The following is a 17,628-nucleotide window of genomic DNA, read 5'->3' as shown; positions in this document are numbered from 1 at the left end:
GGGAGCGAGCCTGCTCGCGATGACGTCGTATCAGTGATGAAGATCTCGGCTGACCCACCGCTATCGCGGGCAAGCCTCGCTCCCACAGTGTTTCCTGCCGGCTCACGCTCACTCCGCCAACAGCATCGCTGCGTCGAACCCCACCCGCAGGTTGCCCCAGTGGCGGCCGTCGAGGAAGAACGGTACGTCGATCTCGGTCATGATTTCCCCGGTATCGCGCAGGTAGGTCTGGAGCAGGAAGCGCTGGACGTTGCCCGCCGCGCGCAGGCCGATCGGGTCGTTGAAGATGCGTTTGTTGCGGCACACTGGCAGGTCGACGGCGCGGTCGCCAGTGGGGGGCTTCGACACCCAGCTGTTGTTCACCGGGCAGTAGCCCTTGGTGTCGACGATGAATGAGACCTTGCCGCCCGGTGTGCTGCGGGTGAGGGCATCGCAGGCTTCCTGGCAGATCTGGGCAAAGCGTTCGGTGTAGCCGGTCATGTACTGCTTGGGATCGGTGCCGGGAACCAACTGGTAATTCTGGTCGAACAGGTTGAGGCCCTCGCGGTGCAAGGCCTCCAGGCGTACCTGGAGGGTGTCGCGGCACTGACTGGCACGGGTGATGGCCGCATCCAGCTTGCCGTGGCCGAGCACGAACCGGCCCAGCAGCGCCTGCACCTTTTCAGCGACACCGGACAGGTCACGGGTAGCGGTGGCCGAATGCTGCATGCGCTGATCGATCGACTGGCTGTCGGCATGGATCTGGGTGACCCGTTCGTTGATGCCGGTGTTGGCATCGGCGAACTGCTGGATGTGCCCGGCGATGTCGGCCAGCTTGCCGTTGGTGGATTCGAAGTCGACGATCATGCTCTCGAAATGGCCGGAGGCACGCTCCACGACTTTCTGGGTTTCCCGGGCGCTGTGGCTGATCTGGGTGGTCTGCTCGTGGGTGGAGCCGACTTCCTCGAGCATGGCGTCGATGTTGCGCGAGATGTCGTCCGTGGCCCGGCTGACGTTCTGCGCCAGGGTCCGCACTTCATCGGCCACCACGGCGAAGCCCCGGCCGCTCTCGCCGGCACGGGCGGCTTCGATGGCGGCGTTGAGGGCCAGCAGGTTGGTCTGGGCAGAGATCTGCTGGATCAAGCCAACGATGGACTTGATGCTCGATGAACGCTGGTTCAAGGCGCTCACCAGCGTCGCGAACTCATTGAGGCTGCCGGCGATCTCGCCGATGTTGCCGGTCACTTCCAGCAGTTCGGCATAGGAATCGCGGGCCATGCTCAGGTTCTGAGCGGTGGTGCTGGAGATACCCTGGGTCTGGCGCGAGACCTCTTCGATGCGGTCCACGGCGGAGTTGCTCTGCTCCATCACTTCTTTGGCGAAACGTGCCTGATGGGTGGCGCTGTCGCTGGAGTCGCTGATGTTCTTGAGCGAACGCGCCGACTCGACGGCGATGTGCACAGTGAGCGCCTGGACGTTGCTGATGATTTCCCGCTGCTTGGCCAGGAAGCGGTTGCAGGTGCCGGCCAACACGCGGATTTCGTCATGGGTCACCAACGGCAGGTCCCTGGACAGGTCGCCTTCGCCGTTGGCGATCTCCTCCAGTGCACGGGTCATGGCGGTGACGGGACGCACGATGAGGTGGCGAAAATACCAGACCATGAAGCTGATCATGCACAGCGTCAGGAGCGCACCGAACAGCAGGGCCTGGGTGAGGCTGTCGAGCCGGCTCTCGATCTGCCCCAGCAGGGCGGCGTCGAGCTGCGCGTTGCGCAACTGCGCCACAATGTCGGTACGGGCGCTGAGGGCCACCCAGTACAGCAAGCCGCTGACGGCGACCAGCAGGAAGAGGCTTGAGAGTTTCTTGGTGAGCGTATCGAAAAAGTGCATTTCGATGGACTCGTACAAAGCCTTCAACGTCTGCATGCCAAGCTCCTGGGCAGAAAAATCTCTCGATGGAATACATTCGACCGAGAAGACCAAAGCTTTAGTGATTTTGGGCGTTTTGATATTACGCTCGTTTGGTGTACGGAGGACTTGTGGGAGCGAGCCTGCTCGCGATGAGGGCGTCACATCCAAAACCGTTGTGGCGGATATACCGTTATCGCGAGCAGGCTCGCTCCCACAAGGATTCGCCGTGGCAATAAGGTCCTGGAAAAGATTTACTGGGAATCATTCTCAAAGTATATTCGCTCGCATTAACATCCCCCTGTGAGTGCGTGTCTTGAATCGTTCCACCCCTCCTGCGAATCGCAATGTCTTCATCAAGTGTGTATTGCCGACCTTGTCCTGCTGCTTCATCGCCAGCCCGCTGTGGGCCCAGGATGTAATCGAACTGCCCTCCACGGACATCCAGGGCAGCCGTATCACTCAAGATGAGGGCTACACGGCATCGCAAGCCAGCACGGCGAGCAAAAGCGACGTACCGATCAAGGAAGAGGCGCAATCGATCAATGTGGTGACCCAGCAAACCCTGGACGATTATCAGGTGCGCTCCCTGGGCGACGCGATGAAGTTCGTCAGCGGCGTCAGCCAGGGCAATACCCTGGGTGGCTCGCGGGACTCGCTGGTCAAGCGCGGCTTCGGCACCAACGACGATGGCTCGATCCTGCGCGACGGCGTGCGTTCGAACCTGGGACACAACTTCAGCGCCACCACCGAGCGGGTCGAAGTGCTCAAGGGCCCGGCCTCGATGCTGTACGGCGCACTGGAGCCTGGCGGCCTGGTCAACATCATCAGCAAGAAGCCCGAATACACCCAGAGCACCACGCTGAGCGGCTCGGCCTACAGCGAAGGCGGCAGCACCCTGGGCGTGGACACCACCGGGCCGCTGGGCGACAGCGGGCTGGCGTATCGGTTGATTGCCGAGCGTGGTCATGAAGATTACTGGCGCAACTATGGCGTGAATGAAAGCACCCTGGTCGCACCGTCCCTGGCCTGGACCGGTGAGCGGGCTTCGTTGAACCTGAGCTATGAGTACAACGAATATTCCAACCCGTTTGACCGTGGGACGGTGTTTACCGACGGGCATCCGGCGGATATCGATTATGACAAGCGCCTTGATGAGCGCTGGGCCAAGAGCGTGGGGATTCGTGAGACGGCGACGGCGCGTTTCGAATACGAGCTGAGCGAGGCGTGGAAGACTCGGGTGACTTACGGCTGGAATAATGATCGGTATAGTCTTTCGATTGCGCAGCCGAGCCTGTCAAACACCGGTAAGTTTCAGCGTGCCGCCAATGGTGCGCACTATGACGATGAAACGCGTTACGCCAGTTGGGATTTCATGGGTAAGCAGGAGCTGTTCGGTCAGCGCCATGATCTGCTGATCGGTGTCGATAATCAGGTGTCCGATCAATACCGTGGCAAGACCTACCGTGGCACTGCACAGGTAGGGTTCGATATCACCGCGCCGGTTTACGGTGGTCTGGCCGAGCCAGGCAAGATAAATGCTGCGCAAAGCAACCTGAGTAACAAACTGACTTCCAGCTCCGTTTACCTGAAGGACAACTGGCACCTGGATGATCGCTGGATTCTCGTATTTGGCGGACGCTACCAGCATTACGACCAGTTCAGTGAAACGGGCATGATCAAGCGAGTGCCTGTTCGCGACGATAACGGCGATGCCTTTGTTCCGTTTCTGGGGCTGGTCTACAAAGCGGATGAAGCCTTGTCCCTGTACGGAAATTACAGCCGTTCGTTCAAGCCCAACGATACCGTCGATGACAACCTCAGCACTTTCAAGCCGGAGGAAGGGCGCAGTTATGAAATCGGTGCCAAATATGATCCTCTACCTGGGCTGAATATCAATCTCGCCTTGTTCGATATCGAAAAAAAGAATGTGGTAACCAATACCGTAGTGGGCGGGAAAACCATTGCAGAAGCCGCCGGCAAAGTCGGCTCCCAAGGCCTGGAACTCGACGTCACCGGACGTCTGGCCGAACGCTGGGATGTGATCGGCACCTACGCCTACACCCATACGGAAATACTGGATGATCCGAAGAACGAAGGCCATCGCCTGTCGGACGCGCCCAAGCACACCGCCAGCCTGTACCTGTCGCACCACCTGAACGTCCCGACCGAATTCGGCGCCTGGCACGCCGGTGCCGGCGCACGCTACGTCGGCGAGCGCGCGGCGAACAACGCCAACGATTTCTGGCTCAGCAGCTATACCGTCGCCGATGCCTTCCTGCGTTGGGAGTCGCCGGTGCTGGGGTACAAGACGTCACTGCAACTGAACGTCGATAACCTGTTCGACAAGCAGTACTACCCGTCCTCCACCGGCAGCGAGTTGCAGGTCGCCGTCGGGGAGCCACGTACCGCGCGCCTGAGTGCCAGCGTGACGTTCTGATCCTTGAAAACAAAAAAGCCCGGACCTTCGAGTCCGGGCATTTTTTTGCTTCGTCTTTTGCTTCAGGACGCCATCGCGAGCAGGCTCGCTCCCACATGAGTTACAGGCGTGCATTTAACCTGTGCTCACCACTGTCCCCCTGTGGGAGCGAGCCTGCTCGCGATAGCGGTCCAACTGTACTGCGCCCTCAGCGAAACGCCGGCACCACGTGCTTGATGAACAGCTCCAGGGATTTCTTCTTCTCCGCGTGAGGCAGGCTGTTGTCGCACCAGAAGCTGAACTCGTCGACGCCCAGTTCCTGGTAGTACTTGATGCGCGGAATGATTTCTTCCGGGGTACCGATCATGGCGGTCTTGTGCAGGCTTTCCAGTTCGAACTCCGGGCGACCGGCGAACTTTTCTTCCGGGCTTGGCGCCAGGAAACCGTTGACCGGGGTTTCCTTGTTGCCGAACCAGGCATCGAAGGTGCGGTAGAACTTCGCGATCGCCTTGGCCCCGACTTTCCAGCCTTCGGGGTTGTCGGCCGAGTGCACGTGGGTGTGACGCAGTACCATCAGTTGCGGACGCGGTACGTTGGGGTTGTTGTCCAGCGCATTCTGGAACTTGTTCTTCAGATCGAGGACTTCTTCGTCGCCCTTCATCAACGGCGTCACCATGACGTTACAGCCGTTGGCCACTGCGAAGTTGTGCGAGTCCGGGTCGCGAGCGGCGATCCACATCGGCGGGTTCGGCTTCTGGATCGGCTTGGGCACGCTGGTAGAGGTCGGGAATTTCCAGATGTCGCCGTCGTGGGCATAGTCGCCTTGCCACAGTGCACGTACCGCCGGAACCATTTCCCGCAGCGCCTGGCCGCCGGACGCTGCCGGCATGCCGCCGGCCATGCGGTCGAATTCGACTTGGTAAGCACCACGTGCCAGGCCGACTTCCATGCGACCGTTGCTGATCACGTCCAGCAATGCGCATTCACCGGCCGCCCGCAGCGGGTGCCAGAACGGCGCGATGATGGTGCCGGCGCCCAGGTGAATGGTGGTGGTCTTGGCCGCCAGGTAAGCCAGCAGCGGCATCGGGCTTGGCGAGATGGTGTATTCCATGGCGTGGTGTTCACCGATCCAGACGGTGCTGAAACCACCGGCCTCGGCCATCAGGGTCAGCTCGGTCAGGTCTTCGAACAGCTGGCGGTGGCTGACGCTTTCGTCCCAACGTTCCATGTGTACGAACAGGGAAAATTTCATGACGCTTACCTCGGATCTTTTGTTGGCGGCCTGTCGACTGCGGGCCTGTTGCCTGGGACGAGCGCGGGGCTCCCGGGTGTGTTCTCGCCAGGCTGGGCGTCGTGGTTGCGGTGGCCTGGCTGATTGATTATTGGTATACCATAATACGGAATGTCCGCAAAATATTTCTGCCCAGGCCATCAAGCCGGAACGGGCAGGGCACCCATCTTGCCGTGGCAATACACCATCGGCCCGGCGTTCTGCTGGGGCACCATCAGGTTCTTCACCGCACCGACCATGATTGCGTGGTCGCCGCCTTCATATTCGCGCCACAGTTCGCATTCGATGACTGCCGTGGCGTTGGCAAGGATCGGATTGCCCAGTTCACTCATGGTCCATTCGATGCCTTGCGCCTTGTCTTTGCCCTTGCGTGCGAAGGCATAGGCTTCGCTCTGCTGGCCACCGGAAAGCACATGAATGGCGAAGCGTTTGTTCTTGATCAGAACCGGATAGGAGTCGGAGCTGTAGTTGGGGCAAAACAATACCAGGGGTGGCTCCATGGACAGCGAACTGAAGGCGCTGGCAGTCAGGCCGACGATCTGGCCGTCATCGTCCAGCGTAGTGATCACGGTGACGCCGGACGGGAATGAACCCAGGACTTGTTTGTAGATGGCGGCATCGATCATTGAACTGTCCTCGTGGTGTTGCAAGGTTTTATAGGTTTGTAGGTCTGATGGTATACCGTAATACAACCATTGCAAGGGCTTTTTCAGCGGTCCGATAAAACGCCCAGGAGCGCTCAAGAGCCAATAAATACGCGGCTTTCCTAGGAGACTCAGGCGGCTGACCAAGGTGAAATGACAGATCAGATGGGCCTTCAGAAAGCGGTTCAGTCTTGTGAAAATGTTGGAATACCATAATATGGTGTTCATCTGAGTGGCGCCGTAGAGCGTCCCGGTTTGGCTTTTTACAAAGATAAGAACAGACAAACTCGAGTTCATGCACATGTCCCAGATGTCCCGGCAAGACCCGTTGATCGAGAATCACACCGTCGATTACGTCCCCCTCGCAGAGCGCCACGGCAAGGCCCGCGATCTGTTCACCTTATGGTTCAGCACCAACATTGCGCCGCTGCCCATCGTCACCGGCGCCATGGTGGTCCAGGTGTTTCATCTCGATCTGTTCTGGGGGCTGCTGGCGATTGCGCTGGGGCATCTGGTCGGTGGATTGGTGATTGCCCTGGCCTCGGCCCAGGGACCCCGCATGGGGATTCCGCAAATGGTCCAGAGTCGTGGTCAGTTCGGGCGCTATGGCGCGCTGCTGATCGTGTTTTTCGCGGCGCTGATCTACATCGGTTTCTTCATTTCCAACATCGTGCTGGCGGGTAAATCCATAGTCGGCATCGCGCCCTCGGTGCCGGCGCCGGCCAGCATCCTGATCGGCGCCCTCAGCGCCACGGCCATCGGAGTGATCGGCTATCGCTTCATCCATACCCTCAACCGCATTGGTACCTGGGTGATGGGCAGCGCCTTGCTCGCCGGCTTCCTCTATATCTTTGCCCACGACCTGCCGGCGGACTTCTTCACCCGAGGAGGCTTCAACCTGTCCGGCTGGCTGGCCACGGTATCGCTGGGGATCATCTGGCAGATCAGCTTTTCGCCCTATGTCTCGGATTACTCGCGCTACCTGCCGGCGGATATCGGCATTGCCCGCCCGTTCCTGGCCACTTACCTGGGCGCGACCCTGGGCACCATCCTGTCGTTTGCCTTCGGTGCGGTGGCGGTGCTGGCGACCCCTGAAGGCACCGAGGCCATGGCCGCAGTCAAGCAGTCTACCGGCTGGCTGGGGCCGATTCTGATGGTGCTGTTCTTGCTCAATATCATCAGCCACAACGCCTTGAATCTGTATGGCGCGGTACTGTCGATCATCACCTCGATCCAGACTTTCGCCAGCCAATGGACACCAAGCATCAAGGTTCGGGTGGTGTTGTCGAGCGTGGTACTGGCGGGCTGCTGTTTCGTAGCGCTGGGCGCATCGGCGGACTTCATCGCGCAGTTCATCGGCTTGATCCTGGCACTGCTGCTGGTGTTGGTGCCGTGGGCGTCGATCAATCTGATCGATTTCTATGTAATCAAGCGCGGCCATTACGACATCGCTTCGATCTTTCATGCCGATGGCGGGATCTATGGACGTTTAAACCTGCATGCGATCGTGGCGTATTTCATCGGGATCATCGTGCAACTGCCGTTCGCCAACACTTCGCTGTATATCGGGCCTTATGCCAACCTGGTCGAAGGTGCGGACCTGTCATGGCTGGTGGGATTGGTAGTGACCTGTCCGTTGTATTACTGCCTGGCTACCCGTGGGCAGGCCCGGCGGAGCATGGCGGCGCGGTTGGGTTATGCCGACTGATTGAAGAACTGTTTGACCGAATGCCCGGCTGATTGCCGGGCATTTTTGTTTTGGGAGGAACCTGTGGGAGCGAGCTTGCTCGCGATGGCGCCAGCAGGTTCAGCATTGATGCAAACCGATCCGCCGCTATCGCGTCGTCCGAGCGAGGGACAGGGGATTGAGGTATGAACGCAGATATCAGGAACACTAGAAATACTGTGGGAGCGAGCCTGCTCGCGATAGCGGCGGTAGGTTCAGCATCGATGCAAACTGATCCGCCGTCATCGCGAGCAGGCTCGCTCCCACAGTCATAGGGTTGAGGGCCGATCCTTACCGATCATCAGACAAAAAAAGGCCGCCGCAACCCGACGTTGCGGCGACCTTGAGGGTGACATCTCGAGACGGCCCACCGAAGTGGGCCAGTGGGGGATCAATGTGCCCCGGCAGCCTTGTTCAAATCACTTTCGGCCCATTCGGTGTACACGCAGGCATCAGCCGTGGCCCAGCGCACACGCACCGGATCGCCGGCCTTGAGCGGCATGCCGGCGGCGGAGAGGGCCTTGACGGTCATGGCGGTGCCGCCGGAGGTCACCACGCTGCAGGTCTGGCTTTCGCCGAGGAACAGCACTTCGACGACCTTGGCCGAGACTTCATTCCAGCCCGCCGCCAGGGGCTCTTGAGCGGCCTGTTCGGTGCTCAGGGCCAGGGCTTTCTCCGGGCGGACCATCAGCAGCACGTCCTGGTCGGTTTGCAGCCCGGCGGTCAGACGGATCGACAGCGACTGGCCTTCGAAGCTCGCCACCGCGTTGCCCTGGGCCTTGAGCTTGAGGAAGTTCGAGTTACCGAGGAACGACGCGACAAAGGCATTCGGCGGGTTCTGGTAGAGGTCGTAGCCGGTGCCCAGGCCGACGATCTTGCCGTGGCTGAAAATCGCGATGCGCTGGGACAGGCGCATGGCTTCTTCCTGGTCGTGGGTCACGTAGACGATGGTGATGCCCAGGCGTCGATGCAGTTGGCGCAGTTCATCCTGCAGGTCTTCGCGGAGCTTTTTGTCCAAGGCACCGAGGGGTTCGTCCATCAGCAGGATGCGTGGTTCGTAGACCAGCGCCCGGGCAATCGCCACGCGTTGTTGCTGGCCGCCGGAGAGTTGCGAAGGGCGGCGATGGGCGAACTGCTCCAGTTGCACCAGCTTGAGCATGGCATCGACCCGACGATCGCGCTCGGCCGGCGCCAGTTTGCGGATCGCCAGGGGGAAGGCAATGTTGTCGCGTACCGACAGGTGCGGGAACAGCGAATAGCGCTGGAACACCATGCCGATGTCGCGCTTGTGTGGCGGGACGTTGACCAGGGACTTGCCGTCCACCAGGATCTCGCCGCTGCTGGGGGTTTCGAAGCCGGCCAGCATCGACAGCGTGGTGCTCTTGCCCGAGCCGCTGGAGCCGAGGAAGGTCAGGAACTCACCGTCCTGGATCTCCAGGGCGATGTCGTCGACGGCGGCAAAGTCGCCGTAGTGCTTGTTCAGGTTGCGCAGGCTGACCAGGGTCTTGTTGTTCTGTTGTGCGGGGTCTTTGACGGCACTCATTGTGTTCTCCTAGGCGCTCAGGCGCTGATTTCATTGCGCCGGCGCAGGGCGGCGGCGATCACCATCACCAATACCGAGAGGCCGATCAGCAGCGTCGAAGCGACGGCGATCACAGGCGTCAGGTCCTGGCGCAGGGTGGTCCACATCTTTACAGGCAGGGTTTGCAGGGTCGGGCTGGCCATCATCACGCTCAGCACCACCTCGTCCCACGACACCAGGAACGCGAACAAGGCGCCGGCGATCATCCCCGGGCGGATGGCCGGGAAGGTGACCTTGAACACCGCTTGCAGGCGTGAGGCACCGCAGATCACAGCGGCGTCTTCGATGGATTGGTCGAACAGTTTCAACGAGTTGATGATCGAGATGATGGTGAATGGCAACGCGACAATGACGTGGCTGACCACGAACGCGAACATCGTGCCGGTGTAGCCCAGCTTGAGGAACAGCGCATACACCGCCACGGCGATGATCACCAGCGGCACGATCATCGGCAGGGTGAACAGGCCATAGAGCATTTCCCGGCCCGGAAACCGGCCACGTACCAGGGCGAACGCGGTGGGCAGGCCCAGGGCCACGGCGCAGATCGTGGTCAGTACCGCGACCTTGAGACTGGCCAGCGCGGCACTCATCCAGTCGGGGTTGGAAAAGAACTGGCCGTACCATTTGAATGTCCAGCCCGGTGGCGGGAAGACCAGCCACTGGGACGAGCCGAACGACAGCAGCACGATGAATACGATCGGCAGCAGCAGGAACAGCCCGATCAACCCGGTCGTGAAGTACAGACCGAAGCGCATGCGCCGGCTCATGGCATTGGGAGTCAGGAGCATGACGATTTACCTCGCGTTACTGGCGCCAACCGGGGATTCCGGCTGAAGCTTCAGGTAGAAGTAGAACAGCACCAGCGTGATGACGATCAGCAACGCGGCACCGGCGCTCGCCAGGCCCCAATTGAGGAACGACTGCACCTGCTGGATGATGAACTCGGGCAGCATCATGTTCTGCGCACCGCCGAGCAGCGCCGGGGTGACGTAGTAACCCAGGGACATCACGAACACCATCAGGCCACCGGAAAACAGCCCCGGTCGGCACAGCGGCAGGAACACCCGGAAGAAGTTGGTCCAGGGGCTGGCACCGCAGATGGAGCCGGCCTGCAGGATCATCGGGTCGATGGCCTGCATGGTCGCCTGCAGCGGCAGGACGATGAACGGGATCATGATGTAGCTCATGCCGATCACCACGCCGGTGAGGTTGTGCACCATCTCCAGCGGCTGGTCGATGATCCCCAGGGCCATCAGCGTCTTGTTGATCACCCCGGAAGCCTGCAACAGCACCAGCCAGGAGTAGGTCCGGGCCAGCAGGCTGGTCCACATCGACAGCAACACGATGTTGAGGATCCAGCGACCCCAGCCACGCGGCACCAGGGTGATGGCCCAGGCCAGGGGGAAGCCCAGCAGCAGGCTGAACAGCGTCACCAGGCCGGCCACCGAAAAGGTATTGAGCAGCACTCGGGTATAAGCCGAGTTGGCGAACAGTTGCTCGTAGTTACCCAACCCGGGAACCGGTTCCAGCACGCCACGCAGTAGCAGGCCGATCAGTGGTGCCAGGAAGAACAGGCCAAGGAACAGCAGGGCGGGGGCCAGGTTGCCGGCCCCGCGCCAGCGCTGGGACAGCGCCGGGGTCGTCGCTGCCTTGGCGGTTGCCACACCGGCAGCGCCAGGGGCGCTCCCGGTGTGTCGGGTTGTCGTTGCCGACATTTTCATTTGACCAGCCATTCGTTCCACCGTGTCGCGATGTCCTGACCGTTTTTGGCCCAGTACGCGAAATCAAGCGTGATCTGATCCTTGGCGTAGGCGGTCGGCAGGTTGGGAGCGAGCACCGAATCCAGGCGTGCGACGCTATCGACGTTGACCGGGGCATAAGCGGTCAGGTTGGAGAAGTCGGCCTGGCCCTTGGCACTGCTGGAGTTGGCCAGGAACTTCATGGCGGCGGCCTTGTTCTTCGAGCCCTTCGGCACGACCAGGATGTCGGCCATGACCAGGTTCTGTTTCCAGCTCACGCCCACCGGCGCGCCGTCTTGTTGCAGTGCGTAGATGCGACCGTTCCAGAACTGGCCGAGGCTGGCTTCACCGGACGCGAGCAGTTGCTGGGACTGGGCGCCGCCGCCCCACCAGACGATGTCTTTCTTGATGGTGTCGAGTTTCTTGAAGGCGCGGTCCAGGTCCAGGGGATAGAGCTTGTCCTGAGGGACGCCGTCGGCCAGCAGGGCCAATTCAAGCACGCCGGGGCTCGGCCATTTGTACAGGGCGCGTTTGCCGGGGTAGGTCTTGGTGTCGAACAACGCGGACCAGTCCTGGGGCTTGCCGGCGCCGAGCTTGCCTTCGTTGTAGCCGAGGACGAAGGAGAAGTAGAAGGAGCCTACGCCGTGATCGGAAACGAAGCGTGGGTCGATCTTGTCGCGCTGGATGACCGAGAAGTCCAGCGGTTCGAGCAGACCTTCGGCGGCGGCGCGCAAGGCAAAGTCAGCCTCGACGTCAACCACGTCCCACTGCACGTTGCCGCTTTCAACCATGGCCTTGAGCTTGCCGTAGTCAGTCGGGCCATCCTGGACCACGGTGATGCCGGTGCTCTTGCTGAACGGGTCGGCCCAGGCCTGTTTCTGTGCATCCTGGGTCGTGCCACCCCAGCTGACGAAGTTGACGCTTTCGGCAGCCATCGCCGCTTGGCTGGCAACGCCCAGCAAGCCAGCAAAAAGAACGGCAACTGCACTTTTCTTCAACACCATTTTCACGCCCTCATTGTTGTGTTTATTGAGCGGGCTTGTGTGTGCCCGCTTATCGGGAGCTATAGGTCCATCTGGCTTTGCAGGACCGTGCCAAGGGCTGGATGGCTGTGCTTTCCCTGCCGGGCGCACTTGGCTGACGCGTTCGGTCTATGGAATATCATATTATGGTATTCCAAACTTTCTGCAAGCATTTTGCCTTACCGGCTATCTGTCCAAGGCAGATTTTCTTGTGATTTTTTCCGAGGCAGCCACCGGCCCTGTGGGAGCGAGCCTGCTCGCGATAGCTGCCTGACATTCGGTTTTTCAGTGACTGAACGACCGCTATCGCGAGCAGGCTCGCTCCCACAGGGTTTCGGTGTGATCTCGGAGTTATCCAGTGAACGGAATGCTCTCCACCACCTCCAGGTCGTACCCGGTCAAACCGGCGTACTTGAGCGGTGGTCCCAGGTGGCGCAGCTTGCCGACGCCCAGGTCCTGGAGGATCTGCGCCCCGGTACCGACTTCTGAATAGATGCGAGACTGGGAACGGCTGAACTGGCGTGGTGGCTGGGTGAGCTGCGGCACGCGTTCGAGCAGCGCCTGGGAGGATTCGTGGTTGGCCAGGACGACCACCACGCCGCAGCCTTCTTCGGCGACCCGTTGCAGGGCCGCCCAGAGTGTCCAGTTGGACGGGCCGTTGTATTCGGCGCCCACCAGGTCCCGCAGCGGGTCGATGACATGGACTCGCACCAAGGTGGGTTCTTCCCGGCGGATGTTGCCCATGACCATCGCCATGTGCACGCCACCCTCGATGCGGTCTTCAAAGGTGAACAGCCGGAAGGTGCCGTGCACGGTGGGCAGTTCCCGTTCGCCGATGCGTACCACGGTGTGTTCGGTGCTCAGGCGATAGTGGATCAGGTCGGCGATGGTGCCGATCTTGATCCCGTGTTTACGGGCGAATACTTCCAGGTCCGGGCGGCGGGCCATGGTGCCGTCGTCGTTCATCACTTCGACGATCACCGACGCTGGCGTGAAACCGGCCAGGCGCGCCAGGTCGCAGCCGGCTTCGGTATGCCCGGCACGGGTCAGGACACCACCTTCCCGGGCGCGCAGCGGGAAGATATGCCCCGGCTGGACGATATCGGCGGGGCCGGCATCGGTGGCGACGGCTGCGGCCACGGTGCGCGCCCGGTCGGCGGCGGAGATGCCGGTGGTCACGCCGGTGGCGGCCTCGATGGACACCGTGAACGCCGTGCTGAACACGCTGCCATTGCTCGGGACCATCTGTTCGAGCCCCAGGCGCTGGCAGTGTTCGTCGGTCAAGGTCAGGCAGATCAGCCCGCGGGCTTCCCGGGCCATGAAACTGATGGCCTGGGCGCTGCAGCAATCGGCGGCCAGCAGCAGGTCACCTTCGTTTTCCCGGTCTTCATCGTCCACCAACAACACCATCTTGCCCTGGCGGTAGTCTTCGATGATTTCTTGAATACTGTTAAAGGCCATGTGGGGCTCTCTTTGTCAGGATGGGATGCATGATGGAAGCTGGTTGTGGTATACCATAATACAAATCAACCCGAGAGGTCACTATGAAGGCGTACTGGATTGCCCATGTGGATGTCACCGACCCTGATCAATATAGCCAATACACCCAACGGGCTCCGGCGGCGTTCGCCTTGTATGGCGGTCGGATGTTGGCCCGGGGCGGGCGTAGCGAGGCGATGGAGGGCAGGGCCACGCCGCAGCGCAGCGTGGTGATCGAATTCGATTCCTACGAGCAGGCGCTGGCCTGTTATCACTCGGAGCAGTACCAGGAGGCCAAGCGCCACCGCAAGGATGTGGCCCGGGCCGAGGTGATCATCGTCGAGGGCGTGGCGCCTCTGTAGGCGCCGGTGTCGGCTTCACCTGTGGGAGCGAGCCTGCTCGCGATGGCGGCCTGTCATTCGACATCGCAGTCTGACTTAGTGGCGATAGCGCTCGTCCGAGCGAGGGACAGGTTTTGCGTCATTTCCGAATGTTGTGACCGCCGTCAGCGGATGAAGTGGATCTTGCCGCTGTCGTCGTTGCCGATGTAGATGCCGTAGACCCCGGCCTGGCGCTCCTCGATGTAACGTTCGAGGATCTGGCGGATGGCCGGGTAGTAGATGCTGTCCCAGGGAATGTCCTCTGGGGCGAAGAACTGGCAGGCGAGGGTTTCCGGGCCGAACTGGCCGGTGATTTCCAGCGCGACGGCGCGGAAGATGATGTACACCTCGCTGATCTTCGGCACGCTGAAGATCGAGTAGGGCGAGACGATGTCCGCGCGCACGCCGGTTTCCTCCCAGACTTCCCGCAACGCCGCCTGCTCGGTGGTCTCGTTGCCTTCCATGAAGCCGGCCGGCAGGGTCCAGGTGCCCGGACGTGGGGGGATGGCGCGCTGGCACAACAGGTACTTGCCGTCCTGCTCGATGATGCAGCCGGCAATGATCTTCGGGTTGACGTAGTGGATGTAGCCGCAGCCGCCACACATCAGCCGCTCATGGGTATCGCCCGCCGGCAGGCGTTGACTCAGGTCGCTGCCGCCACACTTTGGACAAAAGCTCGGGCTGAACATGTCAGTGTCCTATGCGAGGTTCTTTCAGGGCGATGGGGACCGTGATTTCAGGGATATCGCCGGTCTCTTCCTGCTTGCGCTTGAGGTATTCCAGCGCAACCTTGGCCGCGGCCCGTACGTGGTCCACCGAAGCTTGGTGGGCGGCCAGCGGATCGCCGCTCTTGATGGCCTCGACGATGCGTTCCATCTCCTGGTTGCTGGCGCCGCGGCGGTTTTCCTGGGACACCGAGGTGGCCCGCAGGTAGCTGATGCGCGCCTGCAACTGGCGCAACTGGGTGGCGGCCACATGGTTGCCGGAGCCTTCGAGCAGCACATCGTAGAAACCCTGTACCGAATCGAGCACCTGTTGCAGCTCGCCGTCCTTGAGGGCCTCCCGGTTTTCCTTCAGGGCCTTTTCGAGGGCCTTGATGTCCTTGGCGCTGGCGCGCAGTGTGAATAGCTGGACGATCAGCCCTTCCAACACGCAACGCAGCTCATAGATATCGCCGGCATCGTCCAGGGTGATGATCGCGACCCGTGGGCCCTTGGCGTCGGCGAATTCCACCAGGCCTTCGGACTCCAGGTGACGCAAGGCTTCGCGCACCGACGTGCGGCTCACGCCCAGGCGATCGCACAGATCGCGCTCGACCAGACGATCTCCCGGCAGGAGCTGGAAGTTCATGATGGCGCTTCGCAGCTTATCCAGCACGATCTCGCGCAGGGTAACGGGGTTGCGATTGACCTTGAAGCTGTCGTCGAGTGGCAGGCGTTTCATGGGCGTTGCTCTTTAGGTGGCTGTCCATGCAAAAAGAGCACGTCGATCATCGTCACGTGCTCTTTGCAAAAACAGCCAAGGTTAACTGGAGGCCTCGGCATCGGCTTCAGCGAAGGCTTCACGGGCGAGCCGGAAACTGTCGACGGCTGCGGGTACACCGCAATAAATACCGACCTGAAGCAGGATTTCGCGTATTTGTTCACGACTCAGGCCATTGCGCAAGGCGCCGCGTACATGCAGTTTGAGCTCGTGAGGCCGATTGAGGGCCGAAATCATGGCCAAGTTTATCATGCTGCGTTCCTTGAGCGACAAACCCTCGCGGCCCCAGACGTGACCCCAGCAGTATTCGGTGACCATTTCCTGCAATGGCCGGGTGAAGTCGTCAGCGTTTTCGATGGAACGCTTCACATAGGCTTCGCCCAGCACCTGGGTGCGGATCTTCAAGCCTTTCGCGTATTTTTCATTGCTCATTTTCCGTGTCTCCCGCGGGGCTCAGAGCCCGCCCATCAGGGTGTATTTGAGTTCAAGGTAATCCTCGATGCCGTATTTGGAGCCTTCGCGCCCCAGGCCCGAGGTCTTGACGCCGCCGAACGGGGCTACTTCGGTTGAAATCAGCCCTTCATTGATCCCGACCATGCCGTATTCCAGCGCCTCGCTCATGCGCCAGGCCCGGCCCAGGTCGCGGGTGTAGCAATAGGCGGCGAGCCCGGAATCGGTGTCGTTGGCCATCTCCACGGCCTGGGCCTCGCTGTCGAAGCGAAAGACCGCTGCCAGCGGCCCGAAGGTTTCTTCCCGGGCGACTTTCATCTGCGTCGTGACGCCGGCCAGCACCGTCGGCTGGAAGAAACCGTGACCCAAGGCATGGCGTTCGCCGCCGCAGAGCACCCGGGCACCGTGGGCGAGGGCGTCCTGGACATGGTCCTCGACCTTGGCGACGGCCCGTTCGTTGATCAGCGGCCCCTGGCTGACGCCCGCCTCGAAGCCGCTGCCGACTTTCAGTTGCGCCACGCGCTCGGACAGCCGTGCGACAAATGCATCATGAATGCCGTCCTGCACCAGGAAGCGATTGACGCAGACACAGGTCTGCCCGGCATTGCGGAACTTGGCGATCAGTGCACCGTCCACCGCGCGTTCCAGGTCGGCATCGTCGAAGACGATAAAGGGGGCATTGCCGCCCAGCTCCAGCGAAACCTTCTTCAAGGTCGGGGCGCACTGGGCCATCAGCAGTTTGCCGATGGCGGTGGAGCCGGTGAACGACAGCTTGCGCACCAGTGGACTGCCGGTCAGTTCGCCGCCGATGGCCACGGCGTCACCGGTCATCACGTTGAAGATCCCCGGAGGAATCCCGGCCTGTTCCGCCAGGGTCGCCATGGCCAAGGCCGAGAACGGCGTTTCCGGCGCAGGCTTGACGATGCAGGGACAGCCGGCGGCCAGGGCGGGGCCGGCCTTGCGGGTGATCATCGCCGCCGGGAAGTTCCACGGGGTGATCGCCGCGACGACACCGATGGGCGCCTTGCTCACCACGATGCGGGCATCGCCTTTATGGCTGGGAATGGTGTCGCCATAGATGCGCTTGGCTTCTTCGGCAAACCATTCGATGAAGCTGGCGGCGTAGAGGATTTCGCCCTTGGCTTCGGCCAACGGCTTGCCTTGTTCGAGTGTAAGGATTTCTGCCAGCGCGTCGGCGTTTTCAAGCATCAGCGCGTGCCAGCGCTTGAGAATCTGGCTGCGCTCCTTGGCAATCAGCCCGCGCCAGGCCGGCCAGGCCCTGTTGGCGGCGGCGATGGCCTGGCGGGCGTGTTCGGCGCCCAGGTTCGGCACCCGGCCGATCAACTCGCCGTTGGCCGGGTTGAAAATTTCCTGGCAGGCGCCATCGGGTGCTTCCAGCCATTGGCCGTCGATGTAGGCCTGCTGGCGGAACAGTTGCGAGGCTGCTGGACTCATGCCGGCTCCTGAAATTAGTAGGTAAGAGAACCTGTGGCGAGGGAGCTTGCTCCCGCTGGGGCGCGCAGCGGC

Annotated in this window: 15 protein-coding genes; 3 read left to right on the top strand and 12 right to left on the bottom strand. The window is 61.3% G+C overall.

The features are described from left to right. Window positions 1–108: 108 nt before the first annotated feature. A complete protein-coding gene (locus N005_RS01700; protein WP_047698834.1) occupies window positions 109–1,905 on the bottom strand; it encodes a methyl-accepting chemotaxis protein in 1,797 nt (598 codons plus the stop codon). A gap of 298 nt (window positions 1,906–2,203) precedes the next feature. On the opposite strand from N005_RS01700, the gene N005_RS01695 reads away from it, so the two are divergent. Beyond that, entirely contained in the window at window positions 2,204–4,327 is a 2,124-nt protein-coding gene (locus tag N005_RS01695; protein WP_047698832.1) for a TonB-dependent siderophore receptor, read from the top strand. Window positions 4,328–4,514: 187 nt separating this feature from the next. Here N005_RS01695 and N005_RS01690 read toward each other — a convergent pair whose 3' ends face one another. Both N005_RS01690 and N005_RS01685 read right to left on the bottom strand, forming a co-directional pair. After that, entirely contained in the window at window positions 4,515–5,558 is a 1,044-nt protein-coding gene (locus N005_RS01690) for an LLM class flavin-dependent oxidoreductase (protein ID WP_047698830.1), read from the bottom strand. 179 nt (window positions 5,559–5,737) lie between these two features. After that, entirely contained in the window at window positions 5,738–6,223 is a 486-nt protein-coding gene (locus N005_RS01685; RefSeq protein WP_047698829.1) for a flavin reductase family protein, read from the bottom strand. Between the two features lie 319 nt (window positions 6,224–6,542). Between N005_RS01685 and N005_RS01680 the strand changes: the two genes are divergently transcribed. Next, window positions 6,543–7,949, top strand: a complete 1,407-nt coding sequence (locus N005_RS01680; protein ID WP_047698827.1) for a purine-cytosine permease family protein — start codon at window positions 6,543–6,545, stop codon at window positions 7,947–7,949. A gap of 409 nt (window positions 7,950–8,358) precedes the next feature. Here N005_RS01680 and N005_RS01675 read toward each other — a convergent pair whose 3' ends face one another. The 5 genes from N005_RS01675 to ribBA all read right to left on the bottom strand — a co-directional run bounded on the left by N005_RS01675 (window position 8,359) and on the right by ribBA (window position 13,771). After that, window positions 8,359–9,510: an ABC transporter ATP-binding protein gene (locus tag N005_RS01675; protein WP_047698826.1), complete on the bottom strand. Its 1,152-nt coding sequence runs from the start codon at window positions 9,508–9,510 to the stop codon at window positions 8,359–8,361. A gap of 17 nt (window positions 9,511–9,527) precedes the next feature. Then, a complete protein-coding gene (locus N005_RS01670) occupies window positions 9,528–10,337 on the bottom strand; it encodes an ABC transporter permease (RefSeq protein ID WP_041022978.1) in 810 nt (269 codons plus the stop codon). A gap of 6 nt (window positions 10,338–10,343) precedes the next feature. Further along, complete coding sequence (locus N005_RS01665) at window positions 10,344–11,270, bottom strand: ABC transporter permease (RefSeq protein ID WP_047698825.1); 927 nt, start codon at window positions 11,268–11,270, stop codon at window positions 10,344–10,346. Continuing rightward, a complete protein-coding gene (locus tag N005_RS01660; RefSeq protein WP_047698823.1) occupies window positions 11,267–12,292 on the bottom strand; it encodes an ABC transporter substrate-binding protein in 1,026 nt (341 codons plus the stop codon). Before N005_RS01660 ends, N005_RS01665 begins: the two co-directional genes overlap by 4 nt. Before the next feature lie 369 nt (window positions 12,293–12,661). Then, a complete protein-coding gene (gene ribBA / locus N005_RS01655; RefSeq protein ID WP_047698821.1) occupies window positions 12,662–13,771 on the bottom strand; it encodes a bifunctional 3,4-dihydroxy-2-butanone-4-phosphate synthase/GTP cyclohydrolase II in 1,110 nt (369 codons plus the stop codon). Between the two features lie 83 nt (window positions 13,772–13,854). Here ribBA and N005_RS01650 point away from each other — a divergent pair, with 83 nt between their 5' ends. Next, window positions 13,855–14,151, top strand: a complete 297-nt coding sequence (locus N005_RS01650) for a DUF1330 domain-containing protein (RefSeq protein ID WP_047698819.1) — start codon at window positions 13,855–13,857, stop codon at window positions 14,149–14,151. Window positions 14,152–14,294: 143 nt separating this feature from the next. Here the strand turns inward: N005_RS01650 and N005_RS01645 are convergent, their stop codons facing one another. The 4 genes from N005_RS01645 to N005_RS01630 form a co-directional block, all read right to left on the bottom strand. After that, on the bottom strand, window positions 14,295–14,858 hold the full coding sequence (locus N005_RS01645; RefSeq protein WP_047698817.1) for an NUDIX hydrolase: 564 nt from the start codon (window positions 14,856–14,858) through the stop codon (window positions 14,295–14,297). 1 nt (window position 14,859) lies between these two features. Next, window positions 14,860–15,612, bottom strand: a complete 753-nt coding sequence (locus N005_RS01640) for a GntR family transcriptional regulator (RefSeq protein WP_047698815.1) — start codon at window positions 15,610–15,612, stop codon at window positions 14,860–14,862. Window positions 15,613–15,693: 81 nt separating this feature from the next. Continuing rightward, window positions 15,694–16,083 (bottom strand): carboxymuconolactone decarboxylase family protein, encoded by a 390-nt coding sequence (locus N005_RS01635; protein WP_047698814.1) that lies wholly within the window; start codon window positions 16,081–16,083, stop codon window positions 15,694–15,696. 21 nt (window positions 16,084–16,104) lie between these two features. Beyond that, entirely contained in the window at window positions 16,105–17,556 is a 1,452-nt protein-coding gene (locus tag N005_RS01630; RefSeq protein ID WP_047698812.1) for an NAD-dependent succinate-semialdehyde dehydrogenase, read from the bottom strand. Window positions 17,557–17,628 lie beyond the last annotated feature (72 nt).

Origin of the sequence: Pseudomonas mediterranea CFBP 5447 (genome assembly GCF_000774145.1) — a bacterium.
GTDB classification, from domain to species: Bacteria; Pseudomonadota; Gammaproteobacteria; order Pseudomonadales; family Pseudomonadaceae; genus Aquipseudomonas; species Aquipseudomonas mediterranea.
This window is presented reverse-complemented; position numbering and strand designations above follow the sequence as displayed.